This window comes from Nocardia cyriacigeorgica, assembly GCF_005863245.1.
In the GTDB taxonomy this organism is placed as follows: domain Bacteria; phylum Actinomycetota; class Actinomycetes; order Mycobacteriales; family Mycobacteriaceae; genus Nocardia; species Nocardia cyriacigeorgica_C.
The window spans coordinates 281645-296848 of record NZ_VBUT01000001.1 but is presented as its reverse complement, the minus strand read 5'-3'; the positions used below and the strand labels follow the sequence as shown (position 1 = coordinate 296848).

At 69.7% G+C, this 15204-nt stretch carries 10 protein-coding genes; 8 read left to right on the top strand and 2 right to left on the bottom strand.

The genetic code is table 11. The features are described 5' to 3' along the window. Positions 1-7 precede the first annotated feature (7 nt). The 4 genes from FEK34_RS01400 (at position 8) to FEK34_RS01385 (ending at position 2508) form a co-directional block, all read left to right on the top strand. Positions 8-988, top strand: coding sequence for a PPE domain-containing protein (locus tag FEK34_RS01400; protein ID WP_138446052.1), 981 nt, complete (start codon positions 8-10; stop codon positions 986-988). Then, complete coding sequence (locus FEK34_RS01395) at positions 985-1776, top strand: ESX secretion-associated protein EspG (RefSeq protein WP_138446051.1); 792 nt, start codon at positions 985-987, stop codon at positions 1774-1776. The genes FEK34_RS01400 and FEK34_RS01395 overlap by 4 nt, the downstream gene beginning before the upstream one ends. Positions 1777-1869: 93 nt before the next feature. Continuing rightward, on the top strand, positions 1870-2160 hold the full coding sequence (locus tag FEK34_RS01390; RefSeq protein WP_014349133.1) for a WXG100 family type VII secretion target: 291 nt from the start codon (positions 1870-1872) through the stop codon (positions 2158-2160). Between the two features lie 60 nt (positions 2161-2220). Beyond that, positions 2221-2508 (top strand): WXG100 family type VII secretion target, encoded by a 288-nt coding sequence (locus tag FEK34_RS01385; protein ID WP_138446050.1) that lies wholly within the window; start codon positions 2221-2223, stop codon positions 2506-2508. A gap of 104 nt (positions 2509-2612) precedes the next feature. Here the strand turns inward: FEK34_RS01385 and eccE are convergent, their stop codons facing one another. Then, a complete protein-coding gene (gene eccE, locus FEK34_RS01380; protein WP_249358737.1) occupies positions 2613-4331 on the bottom strand; it encodes a type VII secretion protein EccE in 1719 nt (572 codons plus the stop codon). Positions 4332-4621: 290 nt separating this feature from the next. On the opposite strand from eccE, the gene eccB reads away from it, so the two are divergent. Next, the gene (gene eccB, locus FEK34_RS01375; RefSeq protein ID WP_138446049.1) at positions 4622-6118 is read left to right on the top strand and encodes a type VII secretion protein EccB; all 1497 of its coding nucleotides are present in this window, start codon (positions 4622-4624) and stop codon (positions 6116-6118) included. 4 nt (positions 6119-6122) lie between these two features. Here the strand turns inward: eccB and eccA are convergent, their stop codons facing one another. Continuing rightward, on the bottom strand, positions 6123-7946 hold the full coding sequence (gene eccA / locus FEK34_RS01370) for a type VII secretion AAA-ATPase EccA (protein WP_138446048.1): 1824 nt from the start codon (positions 7944-7946) through the stop codon (positions 6123-6125). 240 nt (positions 7947-8186) lie between these two features. Between eccA and eccD the strand changes: the two genes are divergently transcribed. Genes eccD through eccCa form a run of 3 tightly spaced genes read left to right on the top strand, consistent with a single transcriptional unit; the run spans position 8187 to position 15190 of the window. Next, complete coding sequence (eccD, locus tag FEK34_RS01365) at positions 8187-9659, top strand: type VII secretion integral membrane protein EccD (protein ID WP_212748677.1); 1473 nt, start codon at positions 8187-8189, stop codon at positions 9657-9659. Then, positions 9659-11119, top strand: coding sequence for a type VII secretion-associated serine protease mycosin (gene mycP / locus FEK34_RS01360; RefSeq protein WP_138446047.1), 1461 nt, complete (start codon positions 9659-9661; stop codon positions 11117-11119). The genes eccD and mycP overlap by 1 nt, the downstream gene beginning before the upstream one ends. A 9-nt stretch (positions 11120-11128) precedes the next feature. Further along, positions 11129-15190 carry a type VII secretion protein EccCa gene (gene eccCa / locus FEK34_RS01355; protein ID WP_138446046.1) on the top strand — a complete coding sequence of 1354 codons (4062 nt, stop codon included), beginning with the start codon at positions 11129-11131 and terminating at the stop codon, positions 15188-15190. The last annotated feature ends 14 nt before the right edge of the window (positions 15191-15204 follow it).

Here is a 15204-nt window from a genome sequence, read left to right as displayed (position 1 = left end):
TTCTGTGATGATCGAACCACCGCAGCCCGGGTTCACCGGGGTGGTCTGGGAGGCGCGTCAGCCCGACCGGCTGGCCCGTGAACTCGGCACCGGGCCCGGATCGCTGCCGATGGCCGAGGCTGCCGCGGCCTGGGTGCAGCTGGCGGCCGAACTCGGCACGGCGGTGGTCGATTTCGAGCGTGTGGTGCTCGGGCTGCGCGGGGTCTGGCAGTCGGGCACCAGCCGTGAGGTGCTGGACAAGGTGTCGCGGTTGCGCGACTGGCTCACCGAGGCGGCCGCCGCCGCGGCCAACAATGCGGTGCGGGCCGAAACCCAGGTCGCGGCGTATGAAGTGGCCCGGCTGGCCATGCCCAACAGCGCGGAGATCCAGGCCATCCAGGAGATCCAGCGGTTGCTGGAACAGGTCGGATCCGCCCTCGGCGCACCGATTCAGGCCGTCGCGGCCACCACCGACGCCGACGCCGACGCGGCCAAGGCCGCCGCATCGCGGGTGATGCGCGGCTACGAGTCGGCCAGTGAACCACTCGCCCGGCCGTGGGCCCAGCAGCCGCCGCCGGTCATCGTGCCCGCCGCGGCCCTGGAAGCCGAGCAGGTCCCCTCTGCCGCGCCCCAATCTGCCACGCCCGCCGCGCTGCCGCCGGTCACACCCGGCATGTTCGCTCCCGGGGGTGGCGGACTCGGCCCGATCCCACGGGCGAAGACCACCTACCAGGCCGCGGCGTTCACCGAGTCGGCCACCACCGAAACCGTGGAAGTCGTGGCACCGCAGCAGGTTCCGGCCTCGCACGGCACGGTGCCGCTGGTACCCGGTTCGCCCTTCGCGGCCGCGGCGGGCGCGCAGGAGGAGGAATACCAGTCCAGGGCGGGCGACGCGGGCACCGACGTGCTCGGCGACAACCTCGGCATCGTCTCGGCCCCTGCGGTCCTCGGCGCACCGGAACCGGCCGCGCCGCAGACCGGCCGCACCGCACCGGGAGGCGCGTCATGACGCTGGTGACCAACGACGGCCTGCTCGCCGTCGCCGAACGGCTCGGAGTACAGACCCTGCCGCAGGTGCTGTCGGTCGCGCCGCAGCACGATTCCTATGACGAATGGGCCCAGGCCCAGCGCCGCGCCGTCACCGAACTCACCGGCGCAGGTGTCATCGACTCCTACGGCGAGGTTGAGCCGAACCTGGCCGACGCCCTGTTCACCCTGGCCCAGCCCGACCGCGAACTGGTCGCCCGCGTGTTCACCGGCGCCGCGCCGATCCGCATCTGCCTGGCCCGCCGCGGCGAACACCACGCCCTCGCTGTGCGCACCGGCGACGACTACGACATCGGCACCGTCTGGTCCGACGGCTCCGGCGCCACCCTGGCCCGCCCCGTGCTTGCCGCACTCGGCCCCGCCACCCCCGCCGACGTCGCGGTGTTCAGCGCGCCGGCCACCGAACTGAGCCAACGCCTCGAAGCCGCGCAGACCTCGGCCGAATACGCCGACGCGCTCTACGCGCTCGGCGTCGCCGACCGGGACGCACCCCGCTACGGACTGGCCTTCGCGTCCTGCCATGCCTACGCCGAGATCGTGGCCTACGCCCACATCGACGGCGTGACGACCCGGCCGCCCGCGGCGGTCGCGGTATACGACACCGGGCACGGTCGCCTCGTCGCCGCGCCCGGGTTCGCAGCGGATCAGCAGGTCTGGTCCACGGTGACACCGGGCACTGATCACCGGATCGCGCAAGCGATCTCGGCCCTGGTCGAAGCACTGCCCGGGGGAAGGTGGCTGCCGCAGTAGACCCGCAGGGCGTGCAGTAGCCCGCCACTCTCCCCGGCGGTGCCCCGACCGGCACCTTCCGGGTACAGAAATCACAACACGAAAGGTTCGATCATGGTTTACGCCGATCATTCATCCGCCGACAAGGCCCAGGGCGACATGGCCAACGCCGTCGAGGGCATGAAGTTCACCCTCAAGGCGATCACCGACGAGGTCAACGCGGCCCGCGGCTGGGAGGGCGACGCCCGCAACGCCTTCAACGCCGCCGCCGACCGGTGGAACACCGAGGCCACCGAGCTCAACGGCGTGCTGAACCGGATGACCGAGCTGGTCGGTGAGGGTAGCGCCACCTTCAAGCGGATCGACGCCGAAGGCGAAGACGAGTTCAACTACATCAAGATCTGACGGCCGCCCCCGGGGCATCGGCCGTAACCACCAGCTACACAACTGATCCGGAGGGTTCTGATGGAATACGACAAGACCGCGATGACCACCCTGTTCCACGATTTGCAGGGGTTCCGCAAGGCACTGACCGACAACGCCCGTGACATGGCCGACGCCGGCAGCGCGCTGGCCGTCGCCTGGGAGGGCAACGAGGCCTACAACGGCTTCCAGGCTGTGCACAAGGACTGGGACGCCAAGTTCGAGGACACCCTGGTGATCCTGGACAACGTCGCCGCCGCGGTGGAGAGCGCCCTGCACCGCGCCCTCGGCACCGACGGCAAGATCGGCGACGGCTTCGCGGGCGTGTAAGACGCAGCGGGCGAGCACGACGCGTCAGCGCCGAACAGCCGGTCCGGTGAATACCGGGCCGGCTGTCTGCGTTGCGGGCCGATCTGTCTGCGGTGCGGGGCGACTCAGCGTGCGGCGGCCAGCGATTCGCCGATGTAGCGCATCTCGTCCGGGGTGGTGACCATGTTGACCGTGGCCTGCGCGGTGGAGGTGCGCACGGTGATGCGGTTGGGGGCGGCGGGATCCTGGATCAGCGTGACGTCGGCGTCGAAATCGCCGTCGGGTTCGTGCGGTCCACGCACCCGCACGATGGTCGCCCCGCCGGTCAACGCGGTCGGCGCGATACCGTCGAACACCACCACCGTCGCGGTGCTGAATCCGGCGCCCGGCTGGGTGGTGGCCGGGCCGTGCTGCTGACTGGCTCCGAACCGAGTGGCCAGTGACAGCGAATGCGGCGCACCGACATTGGCGACCATCGTCTGCCAGGCCTCCGGCCTGCCGGTGTGCACCACCACATGCGCCCCGAGCGCGATGGCGCGCAGGATCACCTGCTGGGCCAGGTCTAGTTTGCCGATCACCTCGAGGTGGCGGGTGCCGTCACCGATCAGCGGGACCGCGATGCCCTGGCCGCGATGATCGGCGCCGATGAGCTGCCCGCACCCGCCGGTGGGCACCGCGATACCGGTGAGGGCGCTGAGCGGGCCGTGATAGTCCGCGGCGCTGTCGTGCACCACCGTCTGCGCGGGCAGCGTGTCCAGCAGCGCGCGGAACTGCCTGCCACGCAACGGCCGCAGCCCTGCGACCGGCGGTGCGTCGAGCTCGGTGAGTGTGTCGAAGCGCACCAGCGCGCCGAGGGTGATCGGCGGCGATTCGGCCCGCTTGTCGACACCGGGACGCTGCACGCCGGGACGCAGCCGCACCGTCACCATCGTGTTGAGGCTGGGCGTTGCCCAGATGTCGGCGAAGCCGCGCGAACCGATCAGTTCCGGGCCGATCTCGTAGCTGGTGAGCCGCAGCTCGCCATGGACCAGCGAGTTCTGCGTCTCGGTGAACTGATCCAGCGGCACACCCCAGCACATCCGGCGCACCGCCGCGTTCATCTCGCCCGCGGTCAGCACCGACACCGAGATGTCTTGAGCGGCCAGCCGATTGGCGACCCGCCGGGTCGCGATGATGGCGGTGCGCAGGCTGCCCGTGCGCCCGCCGCCACGATTGTCGACCGCCTCCGCGTTGGCCAGCGGATCCAGCCGCAGCACCAGCCAGACGGTGCGATGGGCGATGGCGGGCAGCGGGCCGAGGATGCGGTCGTAGAGCTGGGCCACCACGCCGTTGCCCGCGGTGCGTGCGCCGGTACTGATCACGTCGATCGAGGTGAGCGTGATGTCGAACTGGCTCAGGCATTTACCGATCTCGGTGAGCGGCAGCACCTGATCGGTGCTCAGCGATCCGCGCCGCAGCAATGTCATCGCGTCCGGTGGCGGATCGATGCGCAGCATGGTGACCAGCAGGTCGTTGTCCCAGCGCACACCGTAACTGCCGCCCTCGGGCAGGGTGACGTCGAACGGTTCGGCACCGCCGTCGGCCGGACCCGGCCGGGCACGACGCCACCGCCACGCCAGGGCCGTCGCCACCATCCCGGCGAGATTGCGCGGATCCGCCCGCCGCACCGGCACCGCGCCGAGCAACAGCACCGCGGCGCCTATTCCGGCGACGGCGGCGATCGGCGCGTCGAAGACCAGCGCCACCCAGGCCGCCGCGGCGGCCAGCAATGCCAGCGGAACCATGCGCCGCAGCGGAATATGACGGAACAACCAGAATTCGGGATCATGTAACGTCGCGTTCACCGCGATGTCCGATCGAATTTCCCCGGATGAGTTTCCCGCCGAATTGTCGGCTCCGGTTTCCCGTTCGTTTACAACCACGTTCACTATTAGTAGCCCTGGGTTCGAATTCCTGTGGCCGGAGTTTGTGTTTTCCGGGGATCTGGAGAACTTTTACAATACCGCGCCGCGAGTGAAATCGCGGTGCGGGGAAACGACCCCGGGCGGCCGCGCACCGCGTCGATTGACACCGCCGTTTCGGCCGATACTGTAATTGCTCGAGTGAGGGGAGAACCCAGTTCTATGGAGGCCATGTGCCGGCACAGCTGACCACCCGGCAGCAGGTCAACGGATATCGATTCCTGTTGCGCAGGCTCGACCACGCGCTGGTGCGCCGGGATGTGCGGATGCTGCACGATCCGATGCGCTCACAGCTGCGTTCATTGCTGGTCGGGGCGGTGCTCGGACTGCTGGTTGTCGCTGGCGCGGCGATCCTGGCGTTCATCCGCCCGCAGGGCGCGATCGGTGACGCGAAGATCGTGATGGGCAAGGACAGCGGCGCGCTCTACGTCGTCGTCGCCGGCAGCGACGGCGGCACCACCCTGCATCCGGTGCTCAACCTGGCCTCGGCCCGTCTGATCAGCGGAAGCAGCGAATCCCCCACCTCGGTCAAGGACGACAAGCTCGCCGCCATGCCGCGCGGGCCGCTGCTCGGCATCCCGGGTGCGCCCTCGGCGCTGCCGGGTTCGGCGCAGGGCGACCGGTCCGATTGGACGCTGTGCGACACCGTCGAGCTGTCCATCACCGGCAGCGCGGCCGCGGCCTCCGGGGTCGACACCACGGTCCTGGCCGCGCGTCCCGAGCTGAGCGAACGCATCCGCCGCGCCCAGCCCGACGAGGCCCTGCTGGTGCGCCGCTCGGACCGCACCTACCTGGTCTACCAGGGCAAACGCGCCGAAATCGACCTGGACGACAGTGTGCTCGCGCGGGCGCTCGACCTCAACGGGGAACGCCCGCGTCCGGTGGGCGCGGGCCTGCTCGGCGCGGCGACCCCGGTGCCGCCGATCGCGCCGCCGCAGATTCCGAACGCGGGCAAGCCCGGCCCCGGCGCGCTCTCGAATGTTCCGGTCGGCGGCGTCATCTCGGTCGCGGCCACCGGTAAGCAGGGGCGGGCCGAGCTGTATGTGGTACTCAGCGAGGGTGTGCAACACATCTCCGAGTTCACCGCCGAACTCATCCGCACCGCGAACTCGCAGGGCATGAGCCAGATCGAGACCGTGCCGCCGGACGTGCTCACCGGCATCCCCGTGCTGTCGCAGCTGCCGGTCGATCATTTCCCGGCCGCCGTGCCGGCCATCCTGTCCGCCGAGGACGCGCCGGTCACCTGTGTGTCCTGGTCGAAGACCGATCAGGGTGAGGCCGACGCCGTCGACGGACCCACCGATCGCGCCTCGGCCGCGCTGCTGGTCGGTGCCAGGCTGCCGCTGCCCGAGGGCGCGCAACCGGTCGCGCTGGCCACCGCCGACGGCTCCGGCGACCGGATCGATCAGGCCTATCTGCGCCCGTCGTCGGGGGAGTTCGTGCACGTCACCGGCATGGAACCGGGTAGCCCGCGGCGCGGAAGCCTGTTCTACGTGGCCGATAACGGCATCCGCTACGGCATCCCGGATATCGACACCGCTATGGTGCTCGGCCTCGGCGATTCACCGGAGCCCGCGCCGTGGGCCATCGTCGGCCAGCTCGTACCCGGCCCGACCCTCGCTCCCAGCGACGCCCTGACCAGGCACGACATACTGCCGCAGCACAACTGACCGGCTACGACACCCCGAGCGAGGACAGCACCCCGGCCAGCGCGGCCTCCATATCGGGCGCCTCGATCCGCATCAGCACGGATTCGTCGACCGCGGTCAGATCCAGCGATTCGTCGTTGGCCAGCCGGAACTCGCGCTCCTCCTCGGCGGCCTCGATCACATTGCGGACGAAGCGGCCGTTGCCGGCCAGGTCGATGCCACGGCGCGGCTGGCCGCTCTGATCGGTGCGCTCGGAGTTGTAGAGCCGCTCGCAGGCCTGCTCCAGCAGCCGCACCGCGTCCTCGGACAGCTCCGAATCGCGGGAGGAGGCGATGAGCTTGCCGATCTGCCCCAGCTCGGGCGGGGTGTAGGAGGGAAACTGCAAGCGCTTGGCGAAACGCGAGGCCAGGCCGTCGTTGGCGGCGAGCAGCCGGTCGATCTCGCCGTCGTAGCCGGCGATGATCACCACCAGCCGGTCACGGTCGTTCTCCATCCGGGCCAGCAGCGTGTCCACCGCCTCACGACCGAAGGCGTCGCCCCCGGACAGGCCGGTCTGGATCAGCGTGTAGGCCTCGTCGATGAACAGCACGCCGTCCATCGCGGTGTCGATCAGCTTGTCGGTCTTGATCGCCGTGCTACCGAGATGCTGGCCGACGAAATCCATGCGCTTGGCCTCGACGACCTTGTCGGTTTTGAGCAGACCGACACCGCAGTAGATCTTGGCGACCACCCGCGCGATGGTGGTCTTGCCCGTTCCCGGCGGTCCGGTGAAGGCCAGGTGGTTGCCGCGCGGCACGCTGGCCATGCCCTTCTCGGCGCGGATCTTGGCCAGCTGCGCCGTCGCCTGCAGCTTCGCGACCTGCGTCTTCACCGCCGTCAGGCCGATCTGGCGATCGAGTTCGGCACGGGCCTCGGTGAGGATCTTCTTGGCCCGGTCCTCGGCGTCGGCGGTTTGCAGCTGCTCCACCGACGGCGCCGAGGCCGGATCCCAGCGGTCGGTGCGGGCGTCGATGGACTCCTTGGTGGTGATGGTGATGCGGTAGGTCTTGTCCCGCATGGCCTCGGTGTTTGCGGTGAAGTCCGGTGCCTGCGAATACACCTGCTCGAACAGCGCCTGCGCCTCGTCCTCGCTGCCGGTTTCGCGCAGGCACAGGCCGCGGCAGAACATGGCGGTGGTCCGCGCCGCCGGGATGGGGCCGTTCTCGGCCTGCTCCATCCGCCGGATCGCCTCGCCGAACAGCCCGAGCTGGGCGCACGCCGAACCGACCATGACGTGCGCGCCGGTGGCCAGGTACGGGTCCTCCCATTCGGCCGATCCGGCCAGCACCGACATCACATCCGGCCAGCGCTGGGTGTTGAAATGCAGCACACCGCGGATATAGGCGCTGATCCGGTCGTCGATCTCCCGATCGGGATCCGACAGCATGCCCGCCCGGTACTCGGCCAGCTCGTCGAGCACCCGTTCGGCCTCGTCGTACTGCTTGCCGCCGATCAGGTTCGCGGCGTAGGCGAGCCAGATCTCGGTGTAGCTGGCCAGCGGATAGTCGATGTAGAGCCCGGAGACGAACCGGCCCGCCAGCGCCCGGGGCGGCAGGCCGAGCCTGCGCTGCTCCCGGTAGAGCGTGCTCGTACTGGTGCGATGCAGATTGCGGATGACCTCATCGGTGACCTCGCCCGCCGCCGCCCGGCCCAGCCAGGCATCGCACATGGTCGGGTCCCATTCGGTGGCCCGCTGAAAAGCCAATTTCGCGTACTCGAGATCACGCGTCGATTCCTGCCCGTCAATGCTGAGCCCGAGGGACAGGATTCCGGCATCGAAGGCGCGCTGTGCTTGACGGTTGCCGGTCATTGCATGAAACCCCGAAATCTTCATAACTGCGGCGGACACGGACGAGTTCGGCCCGGCCGCGACATAAATCGCGTCGGCATGGCCTGTCCGATACATTATTGTTCGCTGCCGGTAGGTTGCAACGTGGTCCGGTCGCAATATCGACCCGGTGCCGCGGAGTCGCTCTCCGGTGGTTCGACGGGTAGGAATCCGGTCGCGAGTGTCTGAAACGTGCAGGAAAGAACTGGGGTCGTTCGACAATTGACCGAGACGTTGAGCAGCGGCGCCGGTACCGCTGAGCCAGAACTGTGCCGGGTTTCCGTCATCGGGGGAAATACCCAGCTCGATGTCGGGCTGCCGGCCACCGTGCCGATCGCGACCTTCATGGGCGATCTGGTGGCCCTCATCGAGTCCCGCAACCCCGCACCCGTCGACGCCGAGGACGGCGGCGCCCCGCTGCAGACCCGGCACTGGACGCTGGCCCGGCTCGGCCGCGACGCCATCCCACCCAGCCGCACGCTCACCGAGGCCGAGGTCTTCGACGGCGAACTGCTGGTGCTGCGTTCGGTGAGCGCCAAGGAATCGCCCGCGCTCTTCGATGACGTCATCGATGCGGTATCGCGCCTGACCGCCAACGACTTTCGAGGCTGGTCGCCGAGCGCCGCGCGCTGGACCGGCCTGGTCGCCTCCGTGGTGGCGGCCGTGCTGGCGCTGGCCCTGTTCGCCGCGGGCCGCGCCGACGGGCTCGGGATCGCGGCCCCGTTCCTGGCCACCGGTGTCGGTATCGGCGCCGCGGTGGCCGCCGCCATCGCCGCGCGCAAGTACGACGACGAACTCACCGCGGTCTGGTTGTCCTTCGGTGCGCTGCTGCTGTTGTTCGGCGGCGCGGCCCTGTTCGTGCCGGGTGATCTCGGCAGTCCGCATCTGCTGCTCGGCTTTTCGGTGACGTTGGTCGCCGCGGTCGCCGTCTACCGCGCGACCGGCACCGGCGCCACCCTGTTCACCGCCGCGCTCACGGTCGCGGTGTGCGGGGGAGTGGCGGCGCTGGTGCGGATGGTGTGGGATCCGGCGCTGCCGAAGATCGGCGCCGGGCTGCTGGTGGCGGCGATCGTGCTGATCTCTGCGGTGCCGCGGCTGTCGGCGGTGCTGGCCCGGCTCCCGGTGCCGCCGGTGCCCACCGCGGGCGGTGCGATCGACCCGGCCGATCACGAACAGCGCCCGACCATCGAGGGCATCGGCGCGATCGGCGCCACCGCCTTGCCGTCGGCGGCGGGGCTCGGTCGCCGGGCGCGCGTGGCCAACCAGTACCAGACCGGTCTGCTCATCGGTTGTGCGATCGCCGGTGTGGCCGGTGCGCTCGGCGCCGCCGACCCGCTGGGCGATTCGCGCTGGCAGGGGATCGCGCTCGCGGTGATCACCGCCATCATCCTGTGCCTGCGCGGGCGGTCCTTCGCCGATCTCGCCCAGGCCGCCACATTGATCATCGCCGGCGCGACCATCGTCGCCGCCCTGCTCACCGGGCTCGCTCTCGGCGGCGCGGATCCGCTGCTCAGTGGTGGTCTGCTGCTGGCGCTCGCGGTGGCCGTGGTGGTGTTCGGCGTGATCGGCCCGCACATCGAAATCACCCCGGTGACACGGCGTTCCGGTGAGATCTTCGAGTATCTGCTGATCTGCACGGTGATCCCGCTGGTGCTGTGGATCATGGGCGTGTACGCGATGGCACGGAATATCTGATGCCCGCATCCGCGAGCCGATCTGTCCGTTCCTCCGGCCCGCTGCGGCGGGCGTCGGCGGTGATCGCGGCGGCGGTGGTTCTCGGTCTGTCGGTGTTCGGCCCGCCCGCCCCGGCTGCCGCCGTCGGTCCGCCGCAGATCGATCCCGGCGCCCTCGGGGCGGCGCAGGCCCTCAGCGGCCGCCCGGCCCCGCTGGAACCCACCGAACAGCGGTCGGTCTGCGCCGAACCGGTGCTCAACGGTGGCCCGCCGGTCGAGGTCCCGGTGTCCCAGGCCGTGCTCGACCTGCCCTCGGCCTGGCAGTTCAGCCGCGGTGCCGGGCAGAAGGTCGCGGTGATCGATACCGGCGTCAACCGCCATCCCCGGCTGCCCGCATTGCAGGCGGGCGGTGATTACGTCTCCGGCACCGACGGCACCGTCGACTGCGACGGGCACGGCACCCTGGTCGCGGGCATCATCGCGGCCCGGCCGAGCCCCGACGACGCCTTCGTGGGCGTCGCGCCGGAAGCCGAGATCCTCACCATCCGGCAGCTGAGCCTGGCGTTCGAAGCCAAGGATCGCCGCGGTTCACAAGAAACCCCTGGCGCCATCGCCAGCGCGGGCTACGGCAATGTGCTCACCCTCGCCGCGGCCGTCGTGCGCGCCGTCGACATGGGCGCGACGGTGATCAACATCTCCGAAGTCGCCTGTGCCGCAGCGGGAGTCGACACCGTCGACGAACCGCTCGGCGCGGCCGTGAAGTACGCCTACGACCGCAATGTCGTGGTAGTCGCCGCGGCGGGCAATCTCCAGACCGACGGCGCCTGCAAAGCGCAGAACACCGGATCCGGCTGGCCGGGAGTGCAGACGGTGGCCAGCCCGGCCTGGTTCGACCCGTACGTGCTCTCGGTCGCCTCCATCGACCCGAACGGCGTCGTCTCCGAACTGTCACTGAACGGGCCGTGGATCGGTGTCGCCGCCATCGGCCGCCACATCGTGTCCCTGGACAGCAAACCCGGTGGCGCCGGCCTGGTCGACGGCGTGCAGACCGCCGAAGGCATCAGCCCCATCGAAGGCACCAGCTTCGCCGCGCCCTACGTCGCCGGCCTGGCCGCACTCGTGCGTTCCCGTTTCCCGGAACTGACCGCCGCCCAGGTGATCGACCGGATCAAACGCACCGCCCACGCACCGGGACCCGGCCGCGACGACCGCATCGGCCACGGCCTGATCGACCCGGTGGCCGCGCTGACCGCGGAACTGCCCGATCAGCCGATCAGCGAAGGCGCCGACGTCCCGAGCCCGATGGCGCAGCCGTGGCGCCCGCCCGGCCCGGACCCGCTGCCGCGGCGCATCGCCGCCATCGGCGCGATCACCTGCCTGGCCGTGCTGGGAATCGGCACCGCGCTGTGGATCCCGTTCCGCCGCCGCGGTGACGACGACGCCGGCATCTCCGACCTCGATCGAGAAGCAACAGAGGGGTAGCGGACCGCCATGGTTACCGAAGGTTTCGTGCGTCGCCCGAGGATCGCGCCGCCGCGCGCGCCGGGCGGTGAAGTCGCATTGAACTCCCCGCCGGAGATCCCGCGGCCGCTGCCCGCGCCGCTGCTGGTCAAGCTGATGCCGGTGGTGATGCTGGTCGCCGTCGTCGGCATGATCGCGATGATGGCGATGATGGGCCGCAACCTGTTCGCCAATCCGATGATGATGATGTTCCCGATGATGATGATCATGTCGATGGTCGGCATGATGATGGGAATGCGCAGCGGCGGCGGGCCGAAGTCGGCGGCCGAGCTCAACGAGGAACGCAAGGACTACTTCCGTTACCTCGACCAGATGCGAAAAGATGTGCGCCGCACCGGAAGTAAGCAGCTCGAGGCGCTGACCTGGAGTCACCCCGAGCCGATGGATCTGCGCTCGGTGATCGGCACCCGCCGGATGTGGGAACGCCGCCCGGCCGACCCGGACTTCGGGCACGTCCGCGTCGGCATCGGCAGCCACCGGCTCGCCACCAAACTGGCGCGCCCGGAGACCGGCCCGCTCGAGGACCTCGAACCGGTGTCGACGGTGGCGCTGCGCCGGTTCGTGCGCACCCATTCGGTGGTGCACCGGCTGCCGACGGCGGTTTCGCTGCGCGCCTTCCCCGCCATCAATATCGGTGGCGAGATCGAGGAGGCCCGCACCCTGGTGCGCGCCATGCTGATGGAACTGGCCGCCTTCCACGGCCCCGATCACGTCGCGATCGCCATCGTCTGCGCCGACCCGGACGGCCCGAACTGGGAATGGGCGAAATGGCTTCCGCACCTGCAACATCCGACGATGCGCGACGGCATGGGCTCGGCCCGGATGATGTACGGCTCGCTGGGTGAACTGGAAACCGCGCTGTCGGCGGAGCTGATCGAACGCGGCCGGTTCATGCGCAACCCGCAGCCGACGCAGGGCAGGCTGCACCTGGTCGTCGTCATCGACGACGGCTACGTCAACGGCACCGAACGCCTGGTCAGCGAATCCGGCCTGGACTCGGTGACCGTGCTCGACCTCACCGCACCCGAGGACGGGCTCGCGGTGCGTCGCGGCCTGCAACTGGTGGTGGCCGACGGCGACGTCAGCGCCCGCAGCGCGGCGGGCATCGAGAAGTTCGCCACCGCCGACGAGGTCAGCGTTGCCGAAGCCACCGCCTTCGGTCGCGGCCTGGCCCGCTACCGCATCGCCACTGCCGCCCAGATCGTCAGCCTCGGCGATGAGACCAGGTCCGATCCGGGCCTGATGGCGTTGCTCAAGATCCCCGACGCCGCGCAGATCGAGGCGTCGAAGGTATGGCGTCCGCGTACCGCGCGGGAACGGCTGCGGGTGCCGATCGGCGTCACCCCCGACGGCACGCCGGTCGAGATCGACATCAAGGAGTCGGCCGAGAACGGTATGGGCCCGCACGGATTGTGCATCGGTGCCACCGGCTCCGGTAAATCGGAGTTCCTGCGCACCCTGGTGTTGTCGCTGGTCACCACGCATTCGCCGGACTACCTCAACCTGGTGCTCGTCGACTTCAAGGGCGGCGCCACCTTCCTCGGGCTCGATCCGCTGCCGCATGTCGCGGCGGTGATCACCAACCTCGAGGAAGAACTCTCGATGGTCGACCGGATGAAGGACGCGCTGGCCGGTGAGATGAACCGGCGCCAGGAGTTGCTGCGCGCGGCGGGCAATTTCGCCAACGTCACCGAGTACGAGAAGGCGCGGGCGGCGGGCGCTCAGCTCGATCCGCTGCCGGCGCTGTTCGTCATCGTCGACGAGTTCTCCGAGTTGCTGTCGCAGAAACCGGATTTCGCGGACCTGTTCGTGATGATCGGCCGCCTGGGCCGGTCGCTGCACGTGCATCTGCTGCTGGCCTCGCAGCGCCTCGAGGAGAACAAGCTGCGCGGCCTGGATTCGCATCTGTCCTACCGGATCGGCCTGCGGACCTTCTCCGCCAATGAATCCCGCGCCGTCCTCGGCATCACCGATGCCTACCACCTGCCAGGCATTCCCGGCTCGGGCTACCTCAAGAGCGACGCCGATGATCCGTTGCGCTTCAACGCCACCTACGTCTCCGGGCCCTACGTCTCACCGACCGGCACCCGCGAATCCGGCGGCAGCGTCAGCGGCGGGCAGGCGCCGGCGGTGTTCACCGCCGCACCGGTCGAGATGCCGGAGAGGATCGAGCCTGCTGCCGAACCGGCGGGCCCGCCCGGCCTGCCCGAGCTGCCCCCGCCGCCCGGTGCCGAGACCGAGGACAAGGAAGAGGGCCTGCCGGATTCGCTGCTCGAGGTCGTGGTCAAACGGCTGACCGGGCACGGACGGCCCGCGCACGAGGTGTGGTTGCCACCGCTGGACGAATCGCCGACCGTCGACATGCTGCTGCCCGACCCGGACTGGCGTTCCCCGGTCAACCGGCACGGCCAGCTGTGGATGCCCATCGGCATCATCGACAAGCCCTACGAGCAGCGCCGCGATGTGCTCACCATCAACCTGGCCGGCGGTCAGGGCAATGTCGCCGTGGTGGGTGGTCCGCAGTCGGGTAAGTCGACGACCCTGCGCACCATCATCATGGCCGCGGCCGCCACCCACACCCCGGAGCAGGTGCAGTTCTACTGCCTGGACTTCGGTGGTGGCAGCATGACCGGCCTGTCCGGCATCCCGCACGTCGGCTCGGTGGCCGGCCGCCTGGACCGCGACCGGGTGCGCCGCACCATCGCCGAGCTGACCTCGCTGCTCACCCAGCGCGAGGAACGCTTCACCGAACTCGGCATCGAGTCCATGGTGGAGTTCCGCCGCCGCAAATACGCCCAGCTGGAAGCCGCCGCCAACGGCAACCCGCCGGCCCCCGACGACCCGCTGGCCGCCGACCAGTTCGGTGACGTCTTCCTGGTCATCGACGGCTGGGCCGCCATGCGCGAGGAATTCGACACTCTGGAACCGGCCGTCAACGCCATCGCCCAGCAGGGCCTGTCCTACGGCATCCACCTCATCCTCGGCGCCTCCCGCTGGGGCGAGATCCGGCCGGTGATCAAGGACCAGATCGGCACCCGGCTGGAGCTGCGCCTGGGCGACCCGTCGGATTCGGAAATGGGCAGGCGCACAGCGGCCCTGGTGCCGGTCGGACGTCCCGGTCGCGGCCTCACCCCCGATGAACTGCACATGCTGATCGCCCTGCCGCGGCTGGACTCCGACTCGGATCCGGCCACCCTCACCGACGGCGTCGCGGCGGCCAAGCAACAGCTGGTGCAGCTGTGGGGCGCCAGGCGCGCGCCCGAGGTGCGGATGCTGCCGCTGGAAATCTCCCGCGATCAGGTCCTCGCCATCGCCCGTGCGCACGGCGTGCGACAGAGCGCGACCAAGGTCGTGGTCGGGCTCGGGGAGAACGAACTGGACCCGTTCGTCCTGGATTTCGACGCCGAGCCGCATTTCATGGCCTTCGCCGACGTCGAATGCGGCAAGACCACCCTGCTGCGCAATATCGCCATGGGCGTGGTGGAGAACTCCGCGCCCGGCGAGGCCAGGATCATCATGATCGACTACCGCCGCAGCCTGCTCGGCGTGGTCCCCGATGAACGCCTGGCGGGCTATTCCACGTCCTCGCAGACCAGCGGCCCGATGATCACCGAACTGGCCCGCTACCTGTCCAAACGGATCCCCGGCTCCGACATCACTCCGCAGCAGCTGCGCGACCGCAGCTGGTGGGAGGGTCCGGAGATCTATGTCCTGGTCGACGACTACGACATGATCACCGCCGGCGCCAATCCGCTGCTGCCGCTGCTGGAATACCTGCCCCAAGCCCGTGATATCGGCCTGCACCTGATCGTCACCCGCCGCATCGGCGGCGTCTCCCGCGCCCTCTACGACCACGTCCTCGGCGGCATGAAGAACCTGTCCGTCGACGCGCTGATCATGAGCGGTCCACGCGACGAAGGCAAACTCATCGGCGACGTCCGCCCCACCAAACTCCCACCCGGCCGCGGCATGCTCGTCTCCCGCACCCGAGGGCAGGAGATGATCCAGATCGCCCATCTGCCACCGCTGTAGCGGTACCGGTTCGT

Bases quoted from the DNA above. Each gene is read 5' to 3' on its own strand.
- FEK34_RS01400 (WP_138446052.1), top strand. From the start codon at position 8: ATGATCGAACCACCGCAGCCCGGGTTCACCGGGGTGGTCTGGGAGGCG.
- FEK34_RS01395 (WP_138446051.1), top strand. From the start codon at position 985: ATGACGCTGGTGACCAACGACGGCCTGCTCGCCGTCGCCGAACGGCTC.
- FEK34_RS01390 (WP_014349133.1), top strand. From the start codon at position 1,870: ATGGTTTACGCCGATCATTCATCCGCCGACAAGGCCCAGGGCGACATG.
- FEK34_RS01385 (WP_138446050.1), top strand. From the start codon at position 2,221: ATGGAATACGACAAGACCGCGATGACCACCCTGTTCCACGATTTGCAG.
- eccA (WP_138446048.1), bottom strand. From the start codon at position 7,946: ATGACCGGCAACCGTCAAGCACAGCGCGCCTTCGATGCCGGAATCCTG.
- mycP (WP_138446047.1), top strand. From the start codon at position 9,659: ATGCCCGCATCCGCGAGCCGATCTGTCCGTTCCTCCGGCCCGCTGCGG.
- eccCa (WP_138446046.1), top strand. From the start codon at position 11,129: ATGGTTACCGAAGGTTTCGTGCGTCGCCCGAGGATCGCGCCGCCGCGC.